The 20731-nt window shown below is 69.7% G+C and carries 22 protein-coding genes and 4 pseudogenes; 18 read left to right on the top strand and 8 right to left on the bottom strand.

Annotated features, from left to right (window positions below; genetic code table 11):
* The first annotated feature begins 119 nt into the window (after positions 1-119).
* The 8 genes and pseudogenes from HUT19_RS34980 (at position 120) to HUT19_RS34945 (ending at position 7847) form a co-directional block, all read left to right on the top strand.
* Complete coding sequence (locus HUT19_RS34980) at positions 120-1361, top strand: aminotransferase class V-fold PLP-dependent enzyme (RefSeq protein WP_176184386.1); 1242 nt, start codon at positions 120-122, stop codon at positions 1359-1361.
* Between the two features lie 77 nt (positions 1362-1438).
* On the top strand, positions 1439-2740 hold the full coding sequence (locus HUT19_RS34975) for a sugar ABC transporter substrate-binding protein (protein WP_176184384.1): 1302 nt from the start codon (positions 1439-1441) through the stop codon (positions 2738-2740).
* A gap of 2 nt (positions 2741-2742) precedes the next feature.
* The gene (locus tag HUT19_RS34970) at positions 2743-3726 is read left to right on the top strand and encodes a carbohydrate ABC transporter permease (protein WP_176184382.1); all 984 of its coding nucleotides are present in this window, start codon (positions 2743-2745) and stop codon (positions 3724-3726) included.
* Positions 3723-4559: a carbohydrate ABC transporter permease gene (locus tag HUT19_RS34965; RefSeq protein ID WP_176184380.1), complete on the top strand. Its 837-nt coding sequence runs from the start codon at positions 3723-3725 to the stop codon at positions 4557-4559. The genes HUT19_RS34970 and HUT19_RS34965 overlap by 4 nt, the downstream gene beginning before the upstream one ends.
* Before the next feature lie 239 nt (positions 4560-4798).
* Positions 4799-5224: pseudogene (locus HUT19_RS34960) on the top strand (endoglycoceramidase); the annotation flags it as partial.
* A 103-nt stretch (positions 5225-5327) separates the two neighbouring features.
* Positions 5328-5900: an O-methyltransferase gene (locus HUT19_RS34955; protein ID WP_176187658.1), complete on the top strand. Its 573-nt coding sequence runs from the start codon at positions 5328-5330 to the stop codon at positions 5898-5900.
* 89 nt (positions 5901-5989) lie between these two features.
* Positions 5990-6681: pseudogene (locus HUT19_RS34950) on the top strand (haloacid dehalogenase type II).
* A gap of 146 nt (positions 6682-6827) precedes the next feature.
* A complete protein-coding gene (locus HUT19_RS34945; protein WP_176187656.1) occupies positions 6828-7847 on the top strand; it encodes a glutathione S-transferase family protein in 1020 nt (339 codons plus the stop codon).
* Between the two features lie 58 nt (positions 7848-7905).
* On the opposite strand, the gene HUT19_RS34940 is transcribed toward HUT19_RS34945, so the two are convergent.
* A complete protein-coding gene (locus HUT19_RS34940) occupies positions 7906-8364 on the bottom strand; it encodes a hypothetical protein (RefSeq protein WP_176184376.1) in 459 nt (152 codons plus the stop codon).
* 192 nt (positions 8365-8556) lie between these two features.
* On the opposite strand from HUT19_RS34940, the gene HUT19_RS34935 reads away from it, so the two are divergent.
* Complete coding sequence (locus tag HUT19_RS34935) at positions 8557-8979, top strand: hypothetical protein (protein ID WP_254885944.1); 423 nt, start codon at positions 8557-8559, stop codon at positions 8977-8979.
* Positions 8980-9058: 79 nt separating this feature from the next.
* Positions 9059-9928 carry a hypothetical protein gene (locus HUT19_RS34930; protein ID WP_176184374.1) on the top strand — a complete coding sequence of 290 codons (870 nt, stop codon included), beginning with the start codon at positions 9059-9061 and terminating at the stop codon, positions 9926-9928.
* 28 nt (positions 9929-9956) lie between these two features.
* On the opposite strand, the gene HUT19_RS34925 is transcribed toward HUT19_RS34930, so the two are convergent.
* The 3 genes from HUT19_RS34925 to HUT19_RS34915 form a co-directional block, all read right to left on the bottom strand.
* Entirely contained in the window at positions 9957-10109 is a 153-nt protein-coding gene (locus HUT19_RS34925) for a hypothetical protein (RefSeq protein WP_176184372.1), read from the bottom strand.
* A gap of 67 nt (positions 10110-10176) precedes the next feature.
* Entirely contained in the window at positions 10177-10617 is a 441-nt protein-coding gene (locus HUT19_RS34920; protein ID WP_176184370.1) for a PPOX class F420-dependent oxidoreductase, read from the bottom strand.
* Between the two features lie 49 nt (positions 10618-10666).
* Complete coding sequence (locus HUT19_RS34915) at positions 10667-11890, bottom strand: erythromycin esterase family protein (protein WP_176184368.1); 1224 nt, start codon at positions 11888-11890, stop codon at positions 10667-10669.
* Positions 11891-11948: 58 nt separating this feature from the next.
* On the opposite strand from HUT19_RS34915, the gene HUT19_RS34910 reads away from it, so the two are divergent.
* The 3 genes from HUT19_RS34910 to HUT19_RS34900 all read left to right on the top strand — a co-directional run bounded on the left by HUT19_RS34910 (position 11949) and on the right by HUT19_RS34900 (position 14036).
* The gene (locus tag HUT19_RS34910) at positions 11949-12695 is read left to right on the top strand and encodes a TioE family transcriptional regulator (RefSeq protein WP_176184366.1); all 747 of its coding nucleotides are present in this window, start codon (positions 11949-11951) and stop codon (positions 12693-12695) included.
* A gap of 77 nt (positions 12696-12772) precedes the next feature.
* A complete protein-coding gene (locus HUT19_RS34905) occupies positions 12773-13060 on the top strand; it encodes a YiaA/YiaB family inner membrane protein (protein ID WP_176184364.1) in 288 nt (95 codons plus the stop codon).
* Between the two features lie 118 nt (positions 13061-13178).
* A complete protein-coding gene (locus HUT19_RS34900; protein WP_254885943.1) occupies positions 13179-14036 on the top strand; it encodes a hypothetical protein in 858 nt (285 codons plus the stop codon).
* Between the two features lie 114 nt (positions 14037-14150).
* Here HUT19_RS34900 and HUT19_RS34895 read toward each other — a convergent pair.
* A pseudogene (locus HUT19_RS34895) lies at positions 14151-14515 on the bottom strand (peptide deformylase).
* Here HUT19_RS34895 and HUT19_RS34890 point away from each other — a divergent pair.
* Positions 14506-14867: pseudogene (locus HUT19_RS34890) on the top strand (ArsR family transcriptional regulator); the annotation flags it as partial. The pseudogenes HUT19_RS34895 and HUT19_RS34890 overlap by 10 nt on opposite strands.
* A gap of 105 nt (positions 14868-14972) precedes the next feature.
* Entirely contained in the window at positions 14973-15800 is an 828-nt protein-coding gene (locus HUT19_RS34885; protein WP_176184362.1) for an alpha/beta fold hydrolase, read from the top strand.
* 19 nt (positions 15801-15819) lie between these two features.
* Here the strand turns inward: HUT19_RS34885 and HUT19_RS44080 are convergent, their stop codons facing one another.
* Positions 15820-15945: a hypothetical protein gene (locus HUT19_RS44080; RefSeq protein ID WP_303332266.1), complete on the bottom strand. Its 126-nt coding sequence runs from the start codon at positions 15943-15945 to the stop codon at positions 15820-15822.
* 1 nt (position 15946) lies between these two features.
* Here HUT19_RS44080 and HUT19_RS34880 point away from each other — a divergent pair, with 1 nt between their 5' ends.
* Together HUT19_RS34880 and HUT19_RS34875 are read left to right on the top strand one after the other, a co-directional pair.
* On the top strand, positions 15947-16258 hold the full coding sequence (locus tag HUT19_RS34880) for a hypothetical protein (protein ID WP_176184360.1): 312 nt from the start codon (positions 15947-15949) through the stop codon (positions 16256-16258).
* An 88-nt stretch (positions 16259-16346) separates the two neighbouring features.
* Positions 16347-16754, top strand: a complete 408-nt coding sequence (locus HUT19_RS34875) for a VOC family protein (protein ID WP_176184358.1) — start codon at positions 16347-16349, stop codon at positions 16752-16754.
* A 322-nt stretch (positions 16755-17076) separates the two neighbouring features.
* Here HUT19_RS34875 and HUT19_RS34870 read toward each other — a convergent pair whose 3' ends face one another.
* Entirely contained in the window at positions 17077-18282 is a 1206-nt protein-coding gene (locus tag HUT19_RS34870) for an MFS transporter (protein WP_254885942.1), read from the bottom strand.
* Positions 18283-18432: 150 nt separating this feature from the next.
* Here HUT19_RS34870 and HUT19_RS34865 point away from each other — a divergent pair, with 150 nt between their 5' ends.
* A complete protein-coding gene (locus HUT19_RS34865; protein WP_176184354.1) occupies positions 18433-19269 on the top strand; it encodes a helix-turn-helix domain-containing protein in 837 nt (278 codons plus the stop codon).
* Positions 19270-19296: 27 nt separating this feature from the next.
* Here the strand turns inward: HUT19_RS34865 and HUT19_RS34860 are convergent, their stop codons facing one another.
* A complete protein-coding gene (locus tag HUT19_RS34860) occupies positions 19297-20694 on the bottom strand; it encodes a hypothetical protein (RefSeq protein WP_176184352.1) in 1398 nt (465 codons plus the stop codon).
* Positions 20695-20731 lie beyond the last annotated feature (37 nt).

Here is a 20731-nt window from a genome sequence, read left to right as displayed (position 1 = left end):
ACTACCTATGCACGCCCCTTGTTTGAGCAAGACACCCTGTGCCAGCATGCGGAGTCATCATACATGTCCTGGTCACGATCCGGTCTCTCATAGGTCGGATCCTGTGGATGGGGAGTCATGTGAGCGAGACCGAGGTCACCACCGCGCCGCGCCCCCTGCTGCTGGCCGACGGCCGGCCCGCCGCCCGGGCCTGGTCGCTGGACCCCGCCCTGCGGCATCTCAACCACGGTTCGTTCGGGGCGGTTCCGCTCGTGGCGCAGGAGCGGCAGAACCAGCTGCGCGAAGAGATGGACCGCTCCCCCGTGGTGTGGTTCCCGGCGCTGCCGCAACGCGTCGCCGACGCCCGGGTCGAACTCGCGGCCTTCCTGCGGGTCTCCCCCGGTGACCTGGCCCTGGTGCCGAACGCGAGCGCGGGCGTCAGCACCGTCTACGCCGCGCTCGACCCGCGCCCCGGCGGGGAGATCGTCGTCACCGACCACGGCTACGGAGCCGTCACCATGGGGGCCGAGCGGCTGGCGCGCCGCTGGGGCGGCCGGGTGCGCACCGCCAGGGTGCCGCTGGCCGCGGACGAGGAGCGGGCGTACGAGGCGGTGATGGCCGAGTTGAGCGAGGCCACCGGTCTCATCGTCCTCGACCACATCACCTCCGTGACCGCGCGCCGGATGCCGGTGGACCGGATCGGCGCCGAGGCCCGGCGGCGCGGCATCCCGCTGCTGGTGGACGGTGCGCACGCCCCTGGGCTGATCGCCGCCCCGCTCTCCGGTGTGATGTGCGACTTCTGGGTCGGCAACCTGCACAAGTGGGGCTGCGCGCCGCGCGGCACCGCGGCGCTGGTGGCCAGCGGCCCGCTGCGTGAGGAGCTCCACCCGCTGATCGACTCGTGGAGCGCCGCCGACCCGTACCCCGACCGCTTCGACCAGCAGGGCACGCTGGACGCCACCGGCTATCTCGCGGCGCCGACGGCGCTCGGCTTCATCGAGCACACCTGGGGCTGGGAGACCGCCCGCCGCTACATGGACGACCTGGCCGGCTACGCCGAGCAGGTCGTCGGTGCCGCGTTCGCCGAACTGACCGGTGTCGGCGGCACGGTCGATGTCGGCATGCCGGTCCCCGGTATGCGGCTGGTGCGGCTGCCCGCGGGCCTGGCCGCCAGCCGCGTCGAGGCCGACGACCTGCGCGACCGGGTGGCCGGGGAGCTGGGCGTGGAGGCGGCCTTCACCAGTTTCGGCGGCGTCGGGTACCTGCGGCTGTCCGCACATGTCTACAACACGGCCGCCGACTACGAGTACTTCGCCGAGTCCTGCGTCCCCGTTCTCGGCGAGTGGGCCACTTCGGCCCGCGGGCGCCACGGCGCGCCGTAGCGACGCGCGGCACGCCCCCACCCCCCGTCCCGAAGCCGCTGCCAGCGCGGCCGTCACCCAAGGAAGAGGTCGGCACGATGAAGAGAAGGACGGCAGCTCTCGCCCTCGGCGCAGCCGCCACGATGGTCCTGACCAGCTGTTCCACCATGAGCCCCGGTGAGAACGGAACGGTCACCCTCAATATGGTCGAGAGCCTGACGAACCCGGCCCGGAGCGACCTGATCAAGAACCTCATAGCGGACTTCGAGCAGCGGAATCCCAAGATCAAGGTCAATCTGATCTCACCGCCCACCGAGCAGGCCGACCAGAAGATCCAGCAGATGCTCCAGTCCGGCAGCGGTGTCGACGTCCTCGAGGTGCGGGACATCACCGTCGGCTCGTGGTCGAACAACGGGTGGCTCTACGACATGAAGAAGGACCTGGGGGGCTGGAAGGGCTGGAAGGCCATGACGCAGAACGCCGTCAAGGCCTCCGAGGACACCAAGGGCAGGACCTACTTCGTTCCGTACGGCTTCTACGGACTGAGCCTGTTCTACCGCACCGACCTGATCAAGGACGCCGGCTTCAGCAGGCCGCCGGCCACCTGGGACGATCTGCTGGAGCAGGCCACCGCCATCCATGACCCGGCGAAGCGGCGGTACGGCTACGCCTTCCGCGGCGGCGCCAACGCCAACAGCAACGCCACCGCCGTGATCGAGGCGTACGTCGCCGACAAGGTCGACACCACCAACGGCTACAAGCTCACCAATGGCAAGACCATCTTCTCCGCGCCCGAGGCACTGGACGCCCTCAAGACGTACCTGAAGCTGTTCAAGGAGGCGTCCCCCAAGTCGTCGGTCTCCTGGGGCTACCCGGAGATGGTCGAGGGCTTCTCCAACGGCTCCACGGGCTTCCTGCTCCAGGACCCCGAAGTGATCGCCACCGTCTCGGAGTCCAAGTCGATCGCGAAGGACCAGTGGGACACCGCCCCTCTGGTGGCCGGTCCCGGCGGCAAGACCGTCCAGCCGCTGGCCACCGCCGGGTGGGGGGTCGCAGGCGGCAGCAAGCACAAGGCCGCGGCCGTCAAGCTGGTGCAGTTCCTCTCCCAGGGCAAGGCGTCGACGTCCTTCACCAAGAAGAACAGCCTGGTCCCGATCCTCAAGTCGGCGATCGACGACCCGTTCTACAGGACCGGCCCCTGGTCCAGCTACGTCACCATGACCGAGCACCCGGAAAAGTACCTCAATGTGAGCCAGCCGCGCGGCGTGGCGTGGTGGACCGAGTGGGAGCAGAAGGCCGACGCCGATGTGCAGAAGATGGTGCTCGGCAAGATGTCGCCCAAGGAGCTGCTGGCCGGCTGGGACGCGTACTGGACCAAGAAGTGGCAGCGGGAGAAGTAGACATGCCCGCCGTGTCCGCGATCACGAAGGTGGCGAAGCGCCCTTCCGTCAAGAAGGGCGCCCCGCCCGCTCAGGGACGGGCACGCGGCCGCCGGCGGCGGGAGTTCACCGCGCGCCGCGGCCTGTTGATCGCCGCGTATCTGGCACCGGCCGCCGTCTTCGTGGCGGTCTTCACCTACTACCCGATGGTCGCCGGCAGCCAGATGGCCTTCCGCAACTGGAAGCTGACGGATCTGACCGACACCTCCTGGGTGGGCCTGAAGAACTTCGGTGATGTCTTCGGCGACCCCATCTGGGGAACAATTCTGAGCAACTCCTTCCTCTGGGTGTTCGGCTCGATCGTGCCCCAGCTGGTGATCGGCTTCGCGCTCGCTCTCTGGCTGCGCCGCCGGTTCCGCTTCCGCGGCCTCTACCAGGCGCTGGTCTTCTTTCCCTGGGCGATCTCCGGGTTCCTCATCGGCATCCTGTTCCGCTGGATGTTCAACAGCGAGTTCGGCGTCGTCAACGACCTGCTGCAGAAGGCCGGGCTCATCGACGAGCCCATCGCCTGGCTGGCCGATCCGAAGACGGCGATGATCGCCGTACTGATCGCCAACATCTGGTACGGCGTCACCTTCTTCGCCATCATGATCCTGGCCGCGTTGCAGTCGGTCCCCGACGAGCTGTACGAGGCGGCGGCCCTGGACGGCGCGGGCAAGACGCGCACGCTCTTCCAGGTCACCATCCCCTGCATCCGCACCACCCTGGCCCTGACCGTGCTGCTGCGGATCATCTGGATCTTCAACTTCCCCGACCTGATCTTCGGGATGACGGGCGGCGGGCCCAACAACGAGACACAGATCGTGACCACCTGGATGATCAAGATCACTCAGCAGGGCGACTACGGCAGGGCCTCCGCGCTCGGCCTGCTCGTCGTCGCCACCCTGCTGGTGTTCGCGGTGTTCTTCCTGCTGGCCACGCGCGAGAAGCGAGGGGTGAAGCCATGATCGGCAAACCGACCGCGGCCGGCCGGACCACCCGGTTCGCCTTCCTGGGGCTGTGGCTGGTGTTCACCGTCTTCCCGCTCTACTGGATCGCCATCACCTCGTTGAAGGCGCCCGGCGACATCTTCGCCTTCCCGATCGCGTACTGGCCCGAGCACTTCTCGCTGGAGAACTACCGCGGACTGTTCGGCAAGGCCGACTTCGGGACCTACCTCACCAACAGCCTCATCGTCGCGACCGTCGCCGGCGCGGTCGCCACCGCCGTCTCGATGCTGTCCGCGTACGTACTGGCGCGCTTCGAGTTCCGCACCAAGTCCGCGCTGCTGATGGCCGCCCTGGTCACCCAGATGATCCCGTCCTTCATCGCCCTGGGCCCGCTGTACCTTCTGATGACCGACCTCCAGCTGGTCGACAACCGGCTCGGGCTCATCCTCGTCTACATCGCCGTGTGCATCCCGTTCTGCACGGTGATGCTCCGCGGTTTCTTCGAGAACATCCCGGACGCCCTGGAGGAAGCGGCAATGATCGACGGGCTGTCCCGGTTCGGCGCCCTGTTCCGGGTGCTCCTTCCCGTGATGAAGCCGGGCATCATCGCCGCGTTCATCTTCAACTTCGTCAACTGCTGGAACGAGCTGTTCCTGTCGGTGACGCTGCTGAACAGCGACAGCAACAAGACCGTCCCCACGGCCCTCAACGGGTTCATCTCCAGCTTCAACATCGACTGGGGCTCGATGTCAGCGGCGGCCGTGTTCACCATCGTGCCCACGATGCTGTTGTTCGCCTTCGCCAGTCGCCATATCGTCCAGGGGCTCACCTCGGGCGCGGTGAAGGGCTGAGCCGAGGGGAGAAGTCGAGGTGAAGGGTGGGGACCATGGCCGGGTGCGGATTCAACGGTCCAGGCGGGATCGGCCCTGGCGGTCATCTTCGCGCTGCTCTCACCGGGCGCGGCAGGAGCGGGGACACGCCGCGGTTGTCCCCGCCGTTACCGCCGCCGCTCACCGACGACCGCGGGCGCACGCTCACCCTGCGCGGTTGGAACGTCGAGGACAAGACACACCGCGGCGCCGAGGCGCTGAGCGCCCCCGACATGGCGCGCTTCTACGGTGAGGCCCTCGCCTCCCTGGACCGCTACAGCTCCGGCTGGGCGGGTTATGTGTGGTGCTACGGCGGCGGGTACTGCGCCGTCGGTGAGAACGGCCGCTTCGGCCCCCACAAGGAGCAGACCGCGCGTCCCTTCGCCCCTGCCGTCGCAGGCTCGGTGCGCCGGCAGGGCTATGACCCCGCGGCGCGCACCTACCGCCTTGTCTACGACTCCCCGGGACGGTCCGGCGTCAGCGAGCTGTCCACTCCCCCCACGGCCGTGGGATGGCGGGTGTCGGTTCAGGGCGCGGCGGTGGTCCGGCCGTCTGCCGTGCCGGCGGGAGAGCGGGGCACGGTCCGCGTGCGGACGCGGCCCGGTGGCTCCGGCCAGGTCACGGTGACGGTCTCGGCACGGGAATGAGGCTGCCCCCTGTCCCCGGCCGCGCGCCGATTCCGACTTCTGGCCGGACTTCGTGCGGACACCTCCGCCGGCGGATAGCGTCATGGTCACGGAGAGGGGGGTCCTGATCATGGCAGAACGTGTGATTCCGCCTCGCGTGGTGGCCGCGGAGCGTATCGCCTCCGAGGCGGGGTTCGAGAAGAGTTCCATCCCTGAAGTGGGCAGGCTGCTCAGGCTGGCCGCGGCCGCGAAACCCCACGGGATCATTGCGGAGAGCGGCACCGGCTCGGGGGTGGGCACCGCCTGGCTGCACAGTGGCCTCGGCGCCGGTGCGCGCCTGGTCACCGTGGAGCGTGACGAGGAGCTGGCCCGTCGAGCGGCCGGTGTCTTCGCGGACGACGAGCGCGTCAGCGTGCTCACCGGGGACTGGCGGCTGCTCGAGCGGCATGCCCCCTTCGACGTCTTCTTCTGCGACGGCGGGGGCAAGCGTGACGACCCCCAGGGGGTCGTCGAGCAGCTCGCCCCCGGTGGCCTTCTCATCCTGGACGACTTCACCCCCTCGCCCCATTGGCCGCCTCGGTTCGAGGGCGAAGTGGATGAGCTGCGCCTGTTCTACCTCACTCATCCAGCCCTCGACGCCACGGAAGTACTCACCACACCGGTCAGTTCGGCGGTTGTCGCGGCACGCCGTCTCTAGGGCTCCGGGCCGGGAATGAGGGTGGCTTCCGGCCGTGTTCGGCCGACAGCCACTTTTCCTACCCCCCGCTTCGTCCAGGAGACCTCTCCATGTCAGAGCCAGAGATCGATGCGGTCGTGTTCGATGTGCTCGGCACGCTCGTCGACGAACCCGCCGGTATCCGCGCGGGCATTCGCGCACTCGACCCGTCGCTCGACGATCCCGGGGTCGAGGAGCTGTTGTCGCTGTGGCAGCAGCACATCGACCGCCAGCAACGACTCATGCTCGACGGCGCCCGGCCCTACCTCACCAGCGACGTCCTCGACCGGGAAGCCGCCCGGCTCGTGGCCGACGCCGCCGGAGTCGACGACCCGACCGCCGTAGCGGCGCTGGCCCTCTCAGGCCGCCGGGTCCCGCCGTGGCCCGACACCGCGGCGGGGCTCGCCCGGCTCGCCGAACGGTTCCCGCTGATCGGACTCTCCAACGCGAGCCGGACGGCACTGCTGGAACTCAACGCCCACGCCGGACTGCGCTGGCACCAGGCGCTGTCCGCCGAAGACGTCCGGACTACAAGCCGGACCCGGCGGTCTATCGGCTGGCCGTCACCGTCTCCGGACGACCGCCGGAGCGGCTGCTGATGGTCGCCGCCCACGCCTGGGACCTGCGTGGTGCGCAGGACCTCGGCCTGCGCACCGCCTACGTCGCCCGCCCCGTCGGCGACCCGCCCATCTCCTCGGACCGGTTCGACCTGTACGCTGACGGCCTGGCCGACCTCGCCGACCAACTCGGCAAAGCCGCGTAGCGCACGGCGCCCACCCTGCGACGGTCGGGGTGGGGCCTGGCGGCCATTCGACGGAAGACCGGGTGGAACAGGTTGGGTGTCAGGCCGGGTGGAATACGCACCGGCAGACCGAGAACGTCCACGTACTTCTTCGGGAGGTGGCCACGTTGCATGACGGTGACCAGGAGACACCTCGTGATGAGCAGGAATTCACCCGATCCGCTCCGCACTTCTCCGACCGGATCACGGCCGACGGCCGGGACGGCTGGCCGGTCGAGGGCGGCCGCTATCGGCTGGTGGGCAGCCGGGCCTGCCCCTGGGCCGGCCGGGCGCTGATCTCGCGAAGGCTCCTCGGCCTGGAGCCAGTCCTCTCCCTGGCGATCGTCGACCCCATCCAGGACGAGCGGAGCTGGCGCTTCACCCTGGACGCGCAGGAGAGGGACCCGGTGCTGGGCATCGCGTTCCTCAGCGAGGCGTACGACGCACGTGAGACCGGCTACCCGGGCGGGGTGAGTGTGCCCGCGATCGTCGACATCCCCAGCGGGAAGCTGGTCACCAACGACTACCAGCGCATCACCCTCGATCTCGCCACCCAGTGGACCGCCCTGCACCGCCAGGGCGCGCCGGACCTCTACCCCCAGGAGCACCGCGACGAAATCGACGAGGTGATGGAGGTCGTCTACCGCGATGTGAACAACGGCGTCTACCGGGCGGGCTTCGCCGAGCAGCAGGGCAGGTACGACACCGCGTACCAGCGCCTCTTCGCCCGCCTGGACTGGTTGTCCAAGCGGCTGTCCACGCAGCGGTACCTGGTCGGCGACACCGTCACCGAGGCCGACATCCGGCTGTTCACCACGCTGGTCCGCTTCGACGCGGTCTATCACGGCCACTTCAAGTGCAACCGGAACAAGCTGGCCGAGGACCGGGTCCTGTGGGGTTATGCCCGCGACCTCTTCCAGACCCCGGGCTTCGGCGACACGGTGGACTTCGACCACATCAAGCGGCACTACTACCAGGTCCATACCGACATCAACCCACGGCGTATCGTCCCGCTCGGCCCCGACCTCTCCGGCTGGTCGGCCCCGCACGGACGAGAGGAACTGGGCGGGCGTCCCTTCGGCGACGGCGCACCGCCCGGCCCCGTGCCCGTGGCTGAAAGGGTCCCGAGCGCAGGCCGCATCTCCTGAAAGCACGGTAGCCATGGCCCGCCACCACTCCGGGGGCGGCGCACCGTCGGCCGACCGCTCAGTGGTAGCGCTTCAGCTCTCCCGGCCGCTCGAAGGAGAAACCCCGCGGCCCCGGCTGCCCACCGATCCCTCCGCACAGGCACGGCAACGCCCGTCCTTCGACCAGATCACTGCCGTTGAGAACGGGCCTGCCGTCGAAGCGGCGGCCGGTGGTGCCGAAGAGGTGCGTTCCCCGGCGCAGCCGCAACATCCCCGCCACGACCCGCACCGCCGGAACCGGCAGACCGCCGGATACGAGCGGGACGAGGAAGAAGAGACTCGTCTTCTCCCGCGCCGCAGGGCCGGTCCACAGGGCGACGATCACCGCGGCCTGGTCCGGGTCCGGGATGCTTCCGCGCACGTAGTACGGCTTGGCCACCTGTGTGGCCGTGTAGTGCCAGAGCGCGGCGGCGACGCCACTCTGCGCTCGGGCAAGGCACGGTGGAGAGCAGATCAGCTGTTGATCCAGGACGGGCACTTCCGCATTCCTCCGCAGTAGGCGGTGATGAGGTCAGCGTGCTGAGCGTGACGGCAGGCGCGCCCCGCGCCACCAGAGTGGCACGCGGCGCCAAGCACCTGTCGTCCACCGCGAACGACAACCCGTCGCCCCGATCGGCAGGATCACATCGAGCCGACGGTGTCGGCTCACGACCTAAGGGGCGAACCTGTGATGAGGCAGCAGATGAGGCTCGGACTGGGCGCGGGGGCCATGGCGGTTGTCGGCGCGTTCCTCTTGGCGCCGACGGCGGGCGCCAGCCCGGCCGCACCGGATCACGCACGCGGCACCGCGACCGCTTCGGCGGCGTGCCCCGCGCCGCTTCACGCGTATCAGTACACGAGCTACACCGGTGGCTACAAAAAGTTCTGCACATCGGACATGAAGCTGTCCGACAACCACTTCAACAACGGGGGAAAGGTCAATGATCACATCCGCTCGGTGAAGAACCTCACCCGCGGCTGCTACTGGACCCTGTGGACGGACTACTGGAACCGGGGCCGGAAGAACACCTTCAAGCCGTGGAGCTGGGACGCCAACCTGGCCAACAACAACGTCGGGTACAAGACCAGCTCGCTGTACAAGTGGTGCAACTGACGCCTGATTCCGCCGGGGCGCCTCATGTGGCGTACCACGTGAGGCGCCCCCGTGGCCCACTCCAGGGAGCTGATGCGTGATGCCTGCTCGCCCGGCCACCGCGGCCGCCGTGGCCACCGTGTGTCTGGTCGCCGCTGGATGCTCCGGCGGCGGAGCCGACCCCGCCGGAAGCCCCGGGCGGCACACACCCCGGCCCCCGGCCCCCACACGGGAGGTGAGAAACCTCGTCCTCCCCCTCGACGCCTACACCCTCGACGGCCCTCAGGTGGCACGCATCGTGGTGGCGCAGGACCGTCTGATCGGGTCCTGCATGGCGCGCAGGGGGTTCCACTGGCCCCGGCTGCCCGATCGTGGCGCCGAGTCCTGGCCGAACCGCGGCCGGTACGGGCTGATCGAACCGGAGCCTGCCAAGAGGTACGGCTACCACCCCCTGCCCGATCCCCGCTCCGAAGCCGCCGAGGCCTGGATCACCCGGCGCGAGGGGGGACTCACCCCGAAGGAGCGGGCGGCCGCCTACGGCAAGGACGGCACGTCGGGCTGCGAGAAGCGGGCGGAGCGCGAGTTGCTGCGGAACGTGCCCAAAGTCGACTTCGGTCGGTTGGACCGCATCGCGGAAGGTGCCTACGAGCGCTCCAGACGTCATCCGGACGTGACGAAGGCGTTCGCGCGCTGGAGCGCGTGCATGCGTGCCAAGGGGTTCCGCTACCCGGACCCGATGACGGCCAACAACGACCCCCGGTGGAAAGGGGAATCCCCCTCGGGCACCGAGATCGCCACGGCTCGGAGTGATGTCGCCTGCAAGCACCGTACGTCCGTGGTCCGCATCTGGTGGAGGACCGAGGCCGAACTCCAGAAACGGCAGATCCGGCGGCACGCGACGTGGTTCGCCCGGATCCGCGTCGCGCGCGCCCGCTACCTCGCGAACGTCGACGCGCACGACAACGCCTGAGCGACTGCCACCGACCAGCCCAGGCGCGTCAGGTGAACAACCCTATGTAGGACGAGGCCAGGCTTGAGAGCAGCCAGAACACCCCGTAGGCCATACCGATGATGAGCAGTATCGCCAGTGCGTTGTCTATCTTGCCGACCAGTGTGAGCGGAGGTCGGGGCTCCGGGTCAGGTGAGCTCATTCGCTCAATATACGACAAGAAGTAGGCATGTGCGGAGGCTTGTTGATGTTGCTGCGGCCGCCCGCCCTCACGCGTCCGGCAGCACTCCGGGCCGGAACTTCTCGACGCCGACAACACGGTGGACGTGGTGCGGCTCGATGTAGACCGCCACGCGCACCTCGCCGGGGATCAGCCAGGGGAACGTCTCCGTGCCGAGGTACTTCTGCGCGAGACGGTCCATGACGCGCACGGCCGGCTCTCCCGAAACGAAGCGGACGGCGCGGCCCCGGACCTCCACCCGGTGATACGGGTTCTCGGTGTCCATACAGCAGAGTGACACCCGCGGGTCGCGCCGCAGGTTCTCCTCCTTGACCCGGCCGACCGAAGTGTTGATCACTATCAGGCCGTCCTCCAGATCGGCCCACATCGGTGTCAACTGTGGTGACCCGTCCGGATTCAGGGTGGACACCTGCCAGAACCTGGGTTCATGAAGCCAGGTTCGTGTGATCTCGTCCAGCGTGGCAGCCATGCGGTCTCGCTCCTTTGCTCGTGGACCACACGGCCCAACGCATAAACGATCAACGGGGTTCCGAACCCGGGCGCGGCGGAACGTCCTTGACGAACACGATCCCGTCGTATCCGGCCAGGTGGGCCGGGTCGAGTGGGAAGTAGCCGAAGTAGGGGGACACACGGGGGTCGGGCCGGGAGTCGCCCAGGGCGGTGGCCAGCCGGGGAGTGTCGACGACGCAGCGGTCCTCCGGGAGCGCGTACAGGAGTCCTTCGACGGTGTCCGGTGGCGGGGTGTCCACTCCCTGATGCCGCATCGTGCCGAGAGCCATGGCCAGGAAGGCGTAGTCCTCGCCCAGATGGGCGCCCACGATCGCGCCGGCGCTCCACCACTCCAGCGGCGGCTGGTCCCACATACGCATCGTGCTCTTGTCCCGCTGGAGATGGGCGTTGTGGGCGTGGACCAGTACCGGGCCCCGTTCCACGACGGCGAGGAGGTTGTCGGCCATCATCCGGTCCCGCAGGCTCACCAGCCACGTCATACGGGCCGGTGAGGTGTCGGCCATCCAGTAGTGGTAGTGCAGCAGACCGGTGGCGGTGCGCCCGTACAGGCGCGCCCGGTCCCAGTCGTCCCGCGAGGTCGCCGTGATCAGGTGCGGCGTCTGCACGTCGAGCAGCGCCACCAGATCGTCGGCGAGCAGCCGCAGTTCCCTGGCCTCGGCCGACTGCCCCACGGACTGGGCCGGGTCCATCATCGCGTCGGGAGGGGTCCACCGGTCGTCGGCGCCGAGCAGGCGGTCGAGGGTTTCCGCGGTGCAGGGCAGCAGGTCCGCGTCCACCTGGGCCGCGAGGTAGCCGTGGAGTGCGGTGAGGGCCTGCCGGGGGCTCGCGGCCCCGGTGATCTCCAGCGGGCCGTCGAAACCGGCGAAGCGGACCCGCTCGGACGCGGGCCGGCCGTCGTTGTACGCCCGTAGCCAGCGCACGAGTTCGCGGTTGGCCGCGGACGCTCCCAACCCGTGGCTGAATCCGTGCTCCATGACGTCGTCGAGGGTGCCCGTGCCCGAGGTGACGTAGTCGTCCACGACCAGGCCCAGCACGCAGTCGCTCTCGATCGCGATCGTCCGGTAGCCCTCCTGCTCGACGAGCTGCCGGAAGAGCTCGTTGCGGAGATCGAGCGGAGTGTCCTCGCCGTGGGTGGGCTCGCCCAGAGCGAGCAGCCGCGGCCGGGCCGGGAGCAGCCTCATGATGGCGGCGGCCTCGACGGCATGGGCGGTGTTCTTGATGTCGGTAGCCATGCCTTCAACGGTATCGTTGAACTTTCGATTGAGACTTTCCCGCGATATCGTCAGGCCCATGGGACGGAACCTTCAAAGTAGTGAGCGGCTCAGGCCGGTTGATCTGGCGCGCGGGCACGGTCTGTCCACGCAGGCGATCAGGAACTACGAGGAGGCCGGCATCCTTCCGGCCGCCGCTCGCACCCCCCACGGCTACCGCACCTATACCTCGCTGCACGCGCGGGCCCTGCGCGCGTTCCTCGCCCTGGTGCCCGGCCACGGCCACCGGACGGCGACGTCGATCATGCGGGCGGTGAACGAGGGCGCGGCCGAGGAGGCGTTCCGCCTCATCGACGAGAGCCACGTCCAACTCCTCGACGACCGCCGGACCCTCCAGGCCGTGGAGAGCGCCCTCCGCGACCTGGCGCCCACCACGACGTCCGGACCCGACGCGGCGGTGTCCGCGCCCCGCGGCACATTCATCGGGCCGCTGGCGGAAGAGCTCGGAATCCGGCCCGCGACACTGCGCGCATGGGAGCGCGCCGGACTGGTGCGCCCGCGCCGCGACCCGCTGACCGGGTACCGCGTCTACGACGATGCCGACGTACGGGACGCCCGGCTGGCCCACCAGCTCAGGCGGGGCGGCTACCTGCTGGAGCGGATCGCCCCGCTGATCGCCCAGGTGCGGGCGGCCGGTGGGCTGGAGCCGCTGGAGGGCGCACTGTGCGACTGGCACGGCCGACTGTCCGCCCGCGGGCGGGCGATGCTGACCGGGGCCGCCGAACTGGAGGCGTACCTAAGCCACGAAAGAGCGGCAGACACCTGATTTCTGAGTACGTCTGAGTATGTACCTGAGTATCCGGTCGGATGCGGGGCCCGCCGCGTCCGCCGATTCTTGTCCGCATGAGTGAGACACCGGTCAAGCAACAGAGTACGGCCGCGTTCTACGGTCAGGCCGTCGCCTCCTTCTCCGTCGCCATGGCGGCCACCGCCATCGGCATCTTCCGGCTGAACGCCGACGCCTGGGTCCGTGGCTTCCTGGCCATCGCCGTGCTCTACCTGGTGACCTCGGCCTTCACCCTGGCCAAGGTGATCCGGGACCGGCAGGAGGCCGGGCAGATCGTCAGCCGGGTCGACCAGGCGCGGGTCGAGAGGCTGCTCTCCGAGCACGATCCCTTCGAAAAGCTGTGAGCCGCACCACTGCCGCGCGTGCCACAAGTTAAGCGATCTGTCACGAGCACGTATCCGTCTCGCCGTAGGCATCGACCTGGTGGAGGGGCGGACGTGCGGTTCACCTAGAGTGCCGATCATGTCTCAGCCAAAGATCCTCGAGCCCATCGCCCAGCACCGGCAGTCCACCCGGATGCCGTCCCGACGAACGAAGAAGACCCTGATAGCGGCCGTGGGCATCGGTATCGCCGTCACCCTGAGCGGGTGCAACGAAGACACCGGCAGTGCCACGGACAAGAACACCAAGGCCGCGGACAAGAGCCCCGGCGCCGCGGGGTCGAAGGCACCCTCGGCGGGGTCGTCCCAGTCCTCCGCCCCGGCGAACCCCTCGGACGATCAGCCGTCGGTCGCGGGATGGCAGACGCAGGCCGGACAGAAGCACCACTTCCGCTACGACGTGCCCGCCAAGGCCAAGAAGTGGAAGGTCCTCGAGGAGGCCACGGCCCTTTCCTACACGGACAAGAGCGGCAAGCCGATCGTCGTCATGACCGGAGCGGCCAACTACCGCGAGGGCGGCTGCAAGTCGAGCCCCAACCCGAAGGCACTCGGTGAGGCGGGCAAGGGGCAGCTCGCCACCGTCGGCACCACGGGCGGCGGCAAGGACGGCACCCTCCAGGAGAACGCTCGTAACTGGGCGGGCAACTGGGGCTTCGCCGCGTACGGAGGTGAGGACCACAAGCCCAAGATCAAGGTCACGGAGGCCAAGCCGTGGAAGCACGGCGGTATCGACGGCTACACCGCGACCGCGGAGGTCACGGTCACCCATCGCCCGAGCTCGTGCGTCCCGCCGAAGGCCGTCGTGCACAGCATCGCGCAGAAGCTCCCCGACGGCACGATGCACGGCTGGGTGATCTACGCGGACCAGGGAGTTCCGAACGCGCTGACAGCCGCCGAGATCAAGAAGATCATGGGCACCGTCCGGTCCACGGGCAGCTGACGCCCCTTCGGTCAGGGTCCCTTGTCGCCCGGGCAAGCGGGTGGGTGCGCCACCCGCTTGCCGGGCGGCGGCACCCGCCGCACCCCGGGCGGGCCGCCGCCGAGAGCAAGCGTCTCACCGGCCCAAGCGGGCGGCCTTGATCGCGCGTCGCGCGAAGACATCCTCACGACGGTCTGCCATCTGTCGCAGCGCGTCCTTGCGGTCGCGCGCGGACAGTCGGTCGAGACAGGTGTGACCGAAGAGATGGTCAGTCTCGTGAACAGCCGCAGGTCGACGCCTACCTGGTGGGCGGCCAGACCGGCGCCATCGGCCACATGCATCGCCAGGAAGATGTCGTCGATCAACGCGGACAGTTCCGTGGTGCCGAACGCGACCGCCTCCTGGCACGTGCGGCTCAGGATCTCCTCCCCCACCACCGTGACCCGGCGCAGCGAACCCCGTTCCGCTTCCGGTGGCAGAGCCGGGTAGGGGTCGCGCACGCCCCTGGCGCCTGAGGCAGCGCAACCCCACCGCCGGCGCACCCGCGGAGGAGCGGTTCGGCGAGTTGGCCCGAGGGCTGGAGGACGAGAGCTGGCAGCGATGGCTCGCCCAACGCGATCAAGCGCCGCCGCATGGCGCCACGACGAAGCCTTCAGCGCCATCGCCTACTTGACGCCCGAGGAGATGAGCCGGGTCGCGGACGCCGTCCGACGGGCACTCGCCCCCTACCAGGACCGCGGACAACGCCCCCTGGCGCGGCCCGAGGGCGCCCGTCCGGTGGCCCTCATCACCCGGCTGTTCCCGTTGCTTCCCCACCCGTCGGACGGGACGGACGGGACGGACCAGGCCTGAGTCCGCGCCGCTCGTTACGTCGGGAGTAATCGACGGTGTGACCTCCGATGGACGAGAGTCCTTCCCAGACGCAGCGACACCTCATCGTCCAGGAAGGACACGCCCATGCCGTACTTCGAAGGCTCTGACGGGACAAACCTGTTCTACACCGACTGGGGACAGGGCAGGCCGGTGGTGTTCGTGAGCGGGGCCTGGCTCAGCAGCAGCTCATGGGAGTTCCAGATGCTCCCGCTGTCCGAAGCGGGCCTGCGCTGCGTCGCCTTCGACAAGCGGGGGCACGGCCGCTCGGACTGGGTCGGCCACGGCTTCGACTACGACACGCTCGCCGATGATCTCGCGGCGCTGCTCGAGCACCTGGACCTCCGCGAAGTGACCCTGGTGGCACACTCGATGGGCGGTGGGGAGGTGATCCGCTACCTGTCCCGCCACGGCTATGACCGAGTGAGCCGGGTGGTACTGATGTCGGTCACCGCCCCGTTGATGGCCTGGGCGCCGGACAACCCGGAGGGGATCGGCCAGAACATCTTCGACGCCGTACTGGCGGAGCGGAGCAGAGACCGCCCGAGGTGGATGGCCCAGAACGCACAGGCGTTCTTCGCGACGCACCTGGGCAACAAGATCTCCACCGAGCTCGTGGAGTGGACGGTGCAGAGGTGTCTCGACTGCTCGGCCAAGGCGGCCGTCGAGGTGGTCAAGACAGGGTTTTCCACCGATCTGCGTGAGGAGGCCGTCGCGCTCCAGGTGCCGGCCTTGATCATCCACGGTGACGCCGATGCCTCCGCTCCGATCGATCTCTGCGGGCGGCGGCTGGCCAAGCTGGTGCCGGACAACATCTACAAGGAGTACCCCGGCGCGGGGCACGGCGTCTTCATCACCCACGCTGATGAGCTCAACCAGGACCTGCTCGACTTCGTCGGTGGCACTTCATCCTGAAGCCGCCGGGCGGAACGGCCTACGGCTTCGTCGCCCCGAGGTCCTCGAAGAGCCGTGAGCGCCGGCCGGGGCTGAGGGGCGCGGAGACGGTGTCGAGGGTGCGGCCCGCCTCCTCGTCCGGTCCGGCGGCCAGTGCGGCGCGCACGATGTCCGCCCGGACGGCGGGCGGCAGGGACGGCAGCGTGCGGTGGAGGGCGGTCGCCCATGACCTGGTCACCACAGGTGACCTGGTCACCACGGGGCACGCGCACTACACGCGCGACCCGGACCACCGCGGCTCCCCGCTGCTGACGCTCGCCCCCCCCAGGGGCAGAAGGCCCTCACCCGACCCGGGTCACCGGGCGCGCGCCCTACGCCGCACGCTCTTCGCCGCGCTCCCCGAGAAGGAGACCGCCGCGGCACGGGCCTGTCTGCGGCAGCCGCTCACGGAGCTGGACCGCCACGAGCCCGCCGGCTGACGCGAAGATTCTCTTCGACGGGCGATGAGTTCCGCGGGACAGCGCAGTCCACCCCTACGGAACGCCACAACGAAGAAGGAGACGGCCCGTGTACCAGCAGATGATCTTCGTAAACCTCGCGACGAATGATCTGGAGACCTCGAAGAAGTTCTTCACCGAGCTCGGCTACTCGATCAACCCGCAGTTCACGACGGATGACTGCGCATGCGTCGTCATCAGCGAGACGATCGTCGCCATGCTGCTCACCAAGCAGCGCTACCAGGACTTCACCAGTAAGGAGATCGCGGACTCCACCAAGACCTCCGAGGTGCTTCTCTGTCTGAGCGCCGAAAGCCGGGCCAAGGTCGACGAGCTGGCGGACAAGGCGCTGGCCGCGGGTGGCACGCCCGCCGGAGACCCCCAGGACCACGGCTTCATGTACGGCCGGTCCTTCCAGGACCCCGACGGTCACACCTGGGAAGTGGTGTGGATGGACCCGGCAGCGGTCCAGAGCTGAACCGCCCCCGGACACCCGCACGAAGGCGCTCCGGCCACCCGACGCGGCGGGGCCGCCGGAGCGCCCGCGCCACGGCCCCGCCTCCGCGGCTCAGGGATGCGGGCGGCTCGGCGCGACACCAACCTGTCCGAACAACCCACCGCGCTGCCGATGTTGCGGTCGCGTCGGAGCCCTTGAGCATCAGGGTGGTCTCCTCGACATGGCCGTCGGCGACGAGGCTGCGCACGTGGGTGATGTGCTCCAGGAACTCGGCGCGGTCGGCCCACTCCCCGTCCGTGCGCCGGCGGTACTCCGAAACTGATGCGTGCGCAGCGCACGCTGTCTATCGGAAGCGGGCCCGTCCCACGGCGGCCGCGGCCGTGAGCGGCACCGTCAGCAGCGCGGCCAGCCAGAACAGCGGCCGGTAGGCGTGCGCACCGGCGGCGTGCGCGGTCAGGCCACTGGCCAGGGCGCTGCCCGTGTACAGGGCCACCCCGAACATCGCGACACCCGTCGCACGGGCGGAGGGCGGCGGGACCTCCGTGGCCCACGCCTGGAGGGTGGAGTGCAGGAAGGACCAGCCGCCACCCAGCAGCAGCGCCGTGACGACGAGCGTCGGCACCGACTGATCCCATCCCGCGAGCAGATAGCCCAGCGCCATCTGCGTTCCTCCGGCCACGATGAGCCGTACCGGTGTGCAGCGCCCGGCCAGACGCTTGACCGCCTGCGCCGCCGCCATGGACCCGGCTCCGTAGAGGGCCGCGACCGCACCGGCCACGGCGACGGGCACACCGTGTGCTTCGAGCGCGGGTGCCAGATAGGTGAGGAAGCCCAGCAGGACGGCTCCCTCCAGCAGAGCGACCGCCATGACGTACCACTGTCGGCGCGAGCGCAGCACCACATGGAACGGGGCGAGTGGCGAGGAGGGGCGCTCGCGCGGCGGTTCGGGAAGCCGGCGCAACGCCACGGCCAGACCGCCGGCGAGGAGGCCGGGCAGGGCGAACACCAGCCGCCAGCTGAGGTAGTGGGACATGGCTCCGGCCACGGCGGTGGCCACCGCCGTGCCCAGGGCGAAGGCGGTCATCAGCTCACTGAGCGGGCGCTGCCGCACACCGGCGGGCACGGTGTCACCGATGTACGTCAGCGAGGCGGCGATGGACGCGGCGAAGAAGCCACCGGCGGCGGCCCGTGCGGCGATGAGGGACGGTGCGCCGGGTGCCAGAGCCGAACACAGCGCGGCCAGTGCCGCTCCGGTGAGGGACAACCGCATCACCCGCACCCGGCCCAGCAGATCACCTGCCAGGCCCCAGACCGGCTGCATCAGACCGTACGTCAGGGAGTAGCCACCGGCGGCGAGGACAACGGCGGGCAGGGACACCCCGAGCCGGGACGCGATGACCACGAGCATGGGAGCGATGCAGAAGCGGTCGAAGTTGCTGGTGAATCCGGCGGCGCGGAGCAGCCACAGGGTGGAGGCGGGCAGTGTGCCCACCGGCGGACGGCCGGTGGCGGACGGTCCGGGAACGGGTGGGCAGCCGCCATGTGTCATGTGCGGACGGGATTTCCTCGGCATGCCATCAGCCCACCACCGGACGGGCCGGGGACGGGGCCGCAGACTATTACCATCGCTCACAGCCACGAGCCACGAGCCACGCACCGCGAGCAACGGCAACGACAGCGAACCGGGGGAACTTGCGCCATGAGCGCCGCGCGCACGCCCGCGCCGACCACGCCCCGCCGGGAGCTGGGCGCCTTTCTGCGGTCGCGCCGCGACCGGCTGAAGCCGGAAACGGTGGGGCTGCCGGACACCCCTGGCCGCCGCACACCGGGGCTGCGCCGGTCCGAGGTGGCGGGGCTCGCCGGCATCAGCACGTCCTGGTACACCTGGCTGGAGCAGGGCCGGGTGGGCACCTCCGAGCAGGTGCTGCGGTCGGTGGCGCGTGCGCTGCGGCTGAACTCCGTGGAAACCGCCCACGTGCTGTCGTTCGTCGAGGAGAGCGCACCGCCCACGTGGGCAGCGAGCTGGGCGTCGCCCAACCTGCTGACGCTGGTACGGACGATGGACCCGCATCCGGCCGTGGTCCTGGACCCGCACTGGGATCTGATCGCGTGGAACGCCGGGTACGCGGCTCTCCTCACCGATCCTGCGCGGCTGCGTCCCAAGGAGCGCAATCTGCTGTGGCTGGTGTTCCGTTGGCCCCCGGCTCGGTCCCTGCTGGCGGACTGGGAGCGGGACGCGCGCGCCCTGCTGGGGCAGTTCCGGGCCCGCGCGGCGCGTGTTCCGCAGGACCCGCGGTTCGCCGAGCTGGTCGGTGAGGTGCTGGCCGATCCGCACGCGGCCCACTGGTACGAGCAGCGGGAGACGGCCGGCTATCAGCCCGCGGTGCGCCGCTTCCACCATCCGGTGGCGGGTCCGCTGCGGCTGCGGTACGTGAAGCTGGCCGCCGTGGAGGAGCCCGGCCACCACTTTCTGGCCTATCTGCCCGACGACCCCGCGACCGAGGAAGCGGTACGGATGCTGACGGCGACCGGCTGAGCGACCGGTGCCGGGCGAGCCGTCCGGTCAGGCCGCCGGGGCCGGGGTCTCCGCCAGGAAGTCGGTGAGGTCCCGCACCGCCGGGGTGTCCGCGTGGGAGGCGAAGGCCCGCCGACAGCGACCGAGGATACCGGTGGGGACCCGGTCGAACTGGGACACCGCCCGACGGGCGCTGTCCACGGCCGCGTCGACGTCCCGGAGCGCCAGTTGCGCGTCGGCCACGGACAACAGGTCGCGGGCGACCAGCAGTGGCGGCTGCTCCGGGTCGCCGCCGCCCCGCGGCGGCGTCCGCCGTACGCCGGACAGCAGTGGGGCGAAGTGCTCCAGGGCCCGTTTCGGCTGGCCCGCGTCGAGCCAGGCCCGGGCGGTGGCGATGGACAGCCACGCGTCCCCGACGTTCTGGTAGGGGGCCGCCCCGCCATCCGTGCTTCGGGCCAGGAGCCCGGTGGTGCGGTCCAGGGCCCGGGCGCTGGCGATGAGTTCACCGCACCGGGCGTGGGCGCGGGCCTCCCTGCTGTGCAGGACGACGGCGAGCGAGGGCGGGGGCTCGGGGGCGAGTGAGCGCGCGGCCCTGACGAGGGAGAGCACATCGTCGGGGTCGCCCGCGTCGGCATGGCACCAGGCCAGGTCCGCGAGGCAGACGGCCGTCATGAGGCTGTCGCCCGCCCGGGCGGCGGCGCGGACGGCGGCGAGGTAGTAGCGCGCGGCCCGCGCGTCGTCCCCGGTGCCCTTGCTGACAACACCGCACAGGTGTCCGAGGCGGGCGACAACAAGAAGGAGGCGCGATCCGGTCACCAGGTCGTATCCGCTGTCCGTCACCAATGTCCTGGCCAACTCGAATTCGGCTCGGGCCACTCGGTGCAGCGCAACGGGATTGATGGCCGAGACCAAGCTGTAGAGCGAGGCCGCGCGCTCCTCTAACAGGGCTGCGGTTTCCGGGGTGACGTTGTGGGCATGTATACACGCCGGTACCGGGGGCGGCGGCGGGGCCATGGAGACCATGGCCAGCGTTTCCCGCACGAAGGAAACGAGAGCCGTTCCCGAGACGGCGAGACGGGACCGGCCGTGATAACCGTCCGACCGTTTCGCGTCAGCTCTCGCGCCGCCCGCCCCTCCTCCCCTTTCCTCACGTAAACCGGTGCGCGTGGCGCGCGGCGCGGCGGGTTTGCCGAGATGTAGCCAGTGGGGCCATCCCAGGCGCTGCACCTCTTCCTCGGGCACCTGATGGATATGGGCGATGACGAGCTGGGTGCTGCGGTCGGGCGGAATTCCCTGGGTTTCCCAGCGGGACACCTTCTCCCGGCGTCTTTGCAGTTTCCCGAATCCCAGGGCCTCGTGGGTGTCGGCCACCAGTTCCGCGTAGGAGAGCTGGGTGTCAGCGGTCAGGGCACGCAGCAGGGTGAGGGGATGCCGAGGCCGTGCCATGGTGCGATTCTCCTTCTGGCCTGATGATCTGTAGGTG

The sequence above is a fragment of the Streptomyces sp. NA02950 genome, from assembly GCF_013364155.1.
In the GTDB taxonomy this organism is placed as follows: Bacteria; Actinomycetota; Actinomycetes; order Streptomycetales; family Streptomycetaceae; genus Streptomyces.
This window is presented reverse-complemented; position numbering and strand designations above follow the sequence as displayed.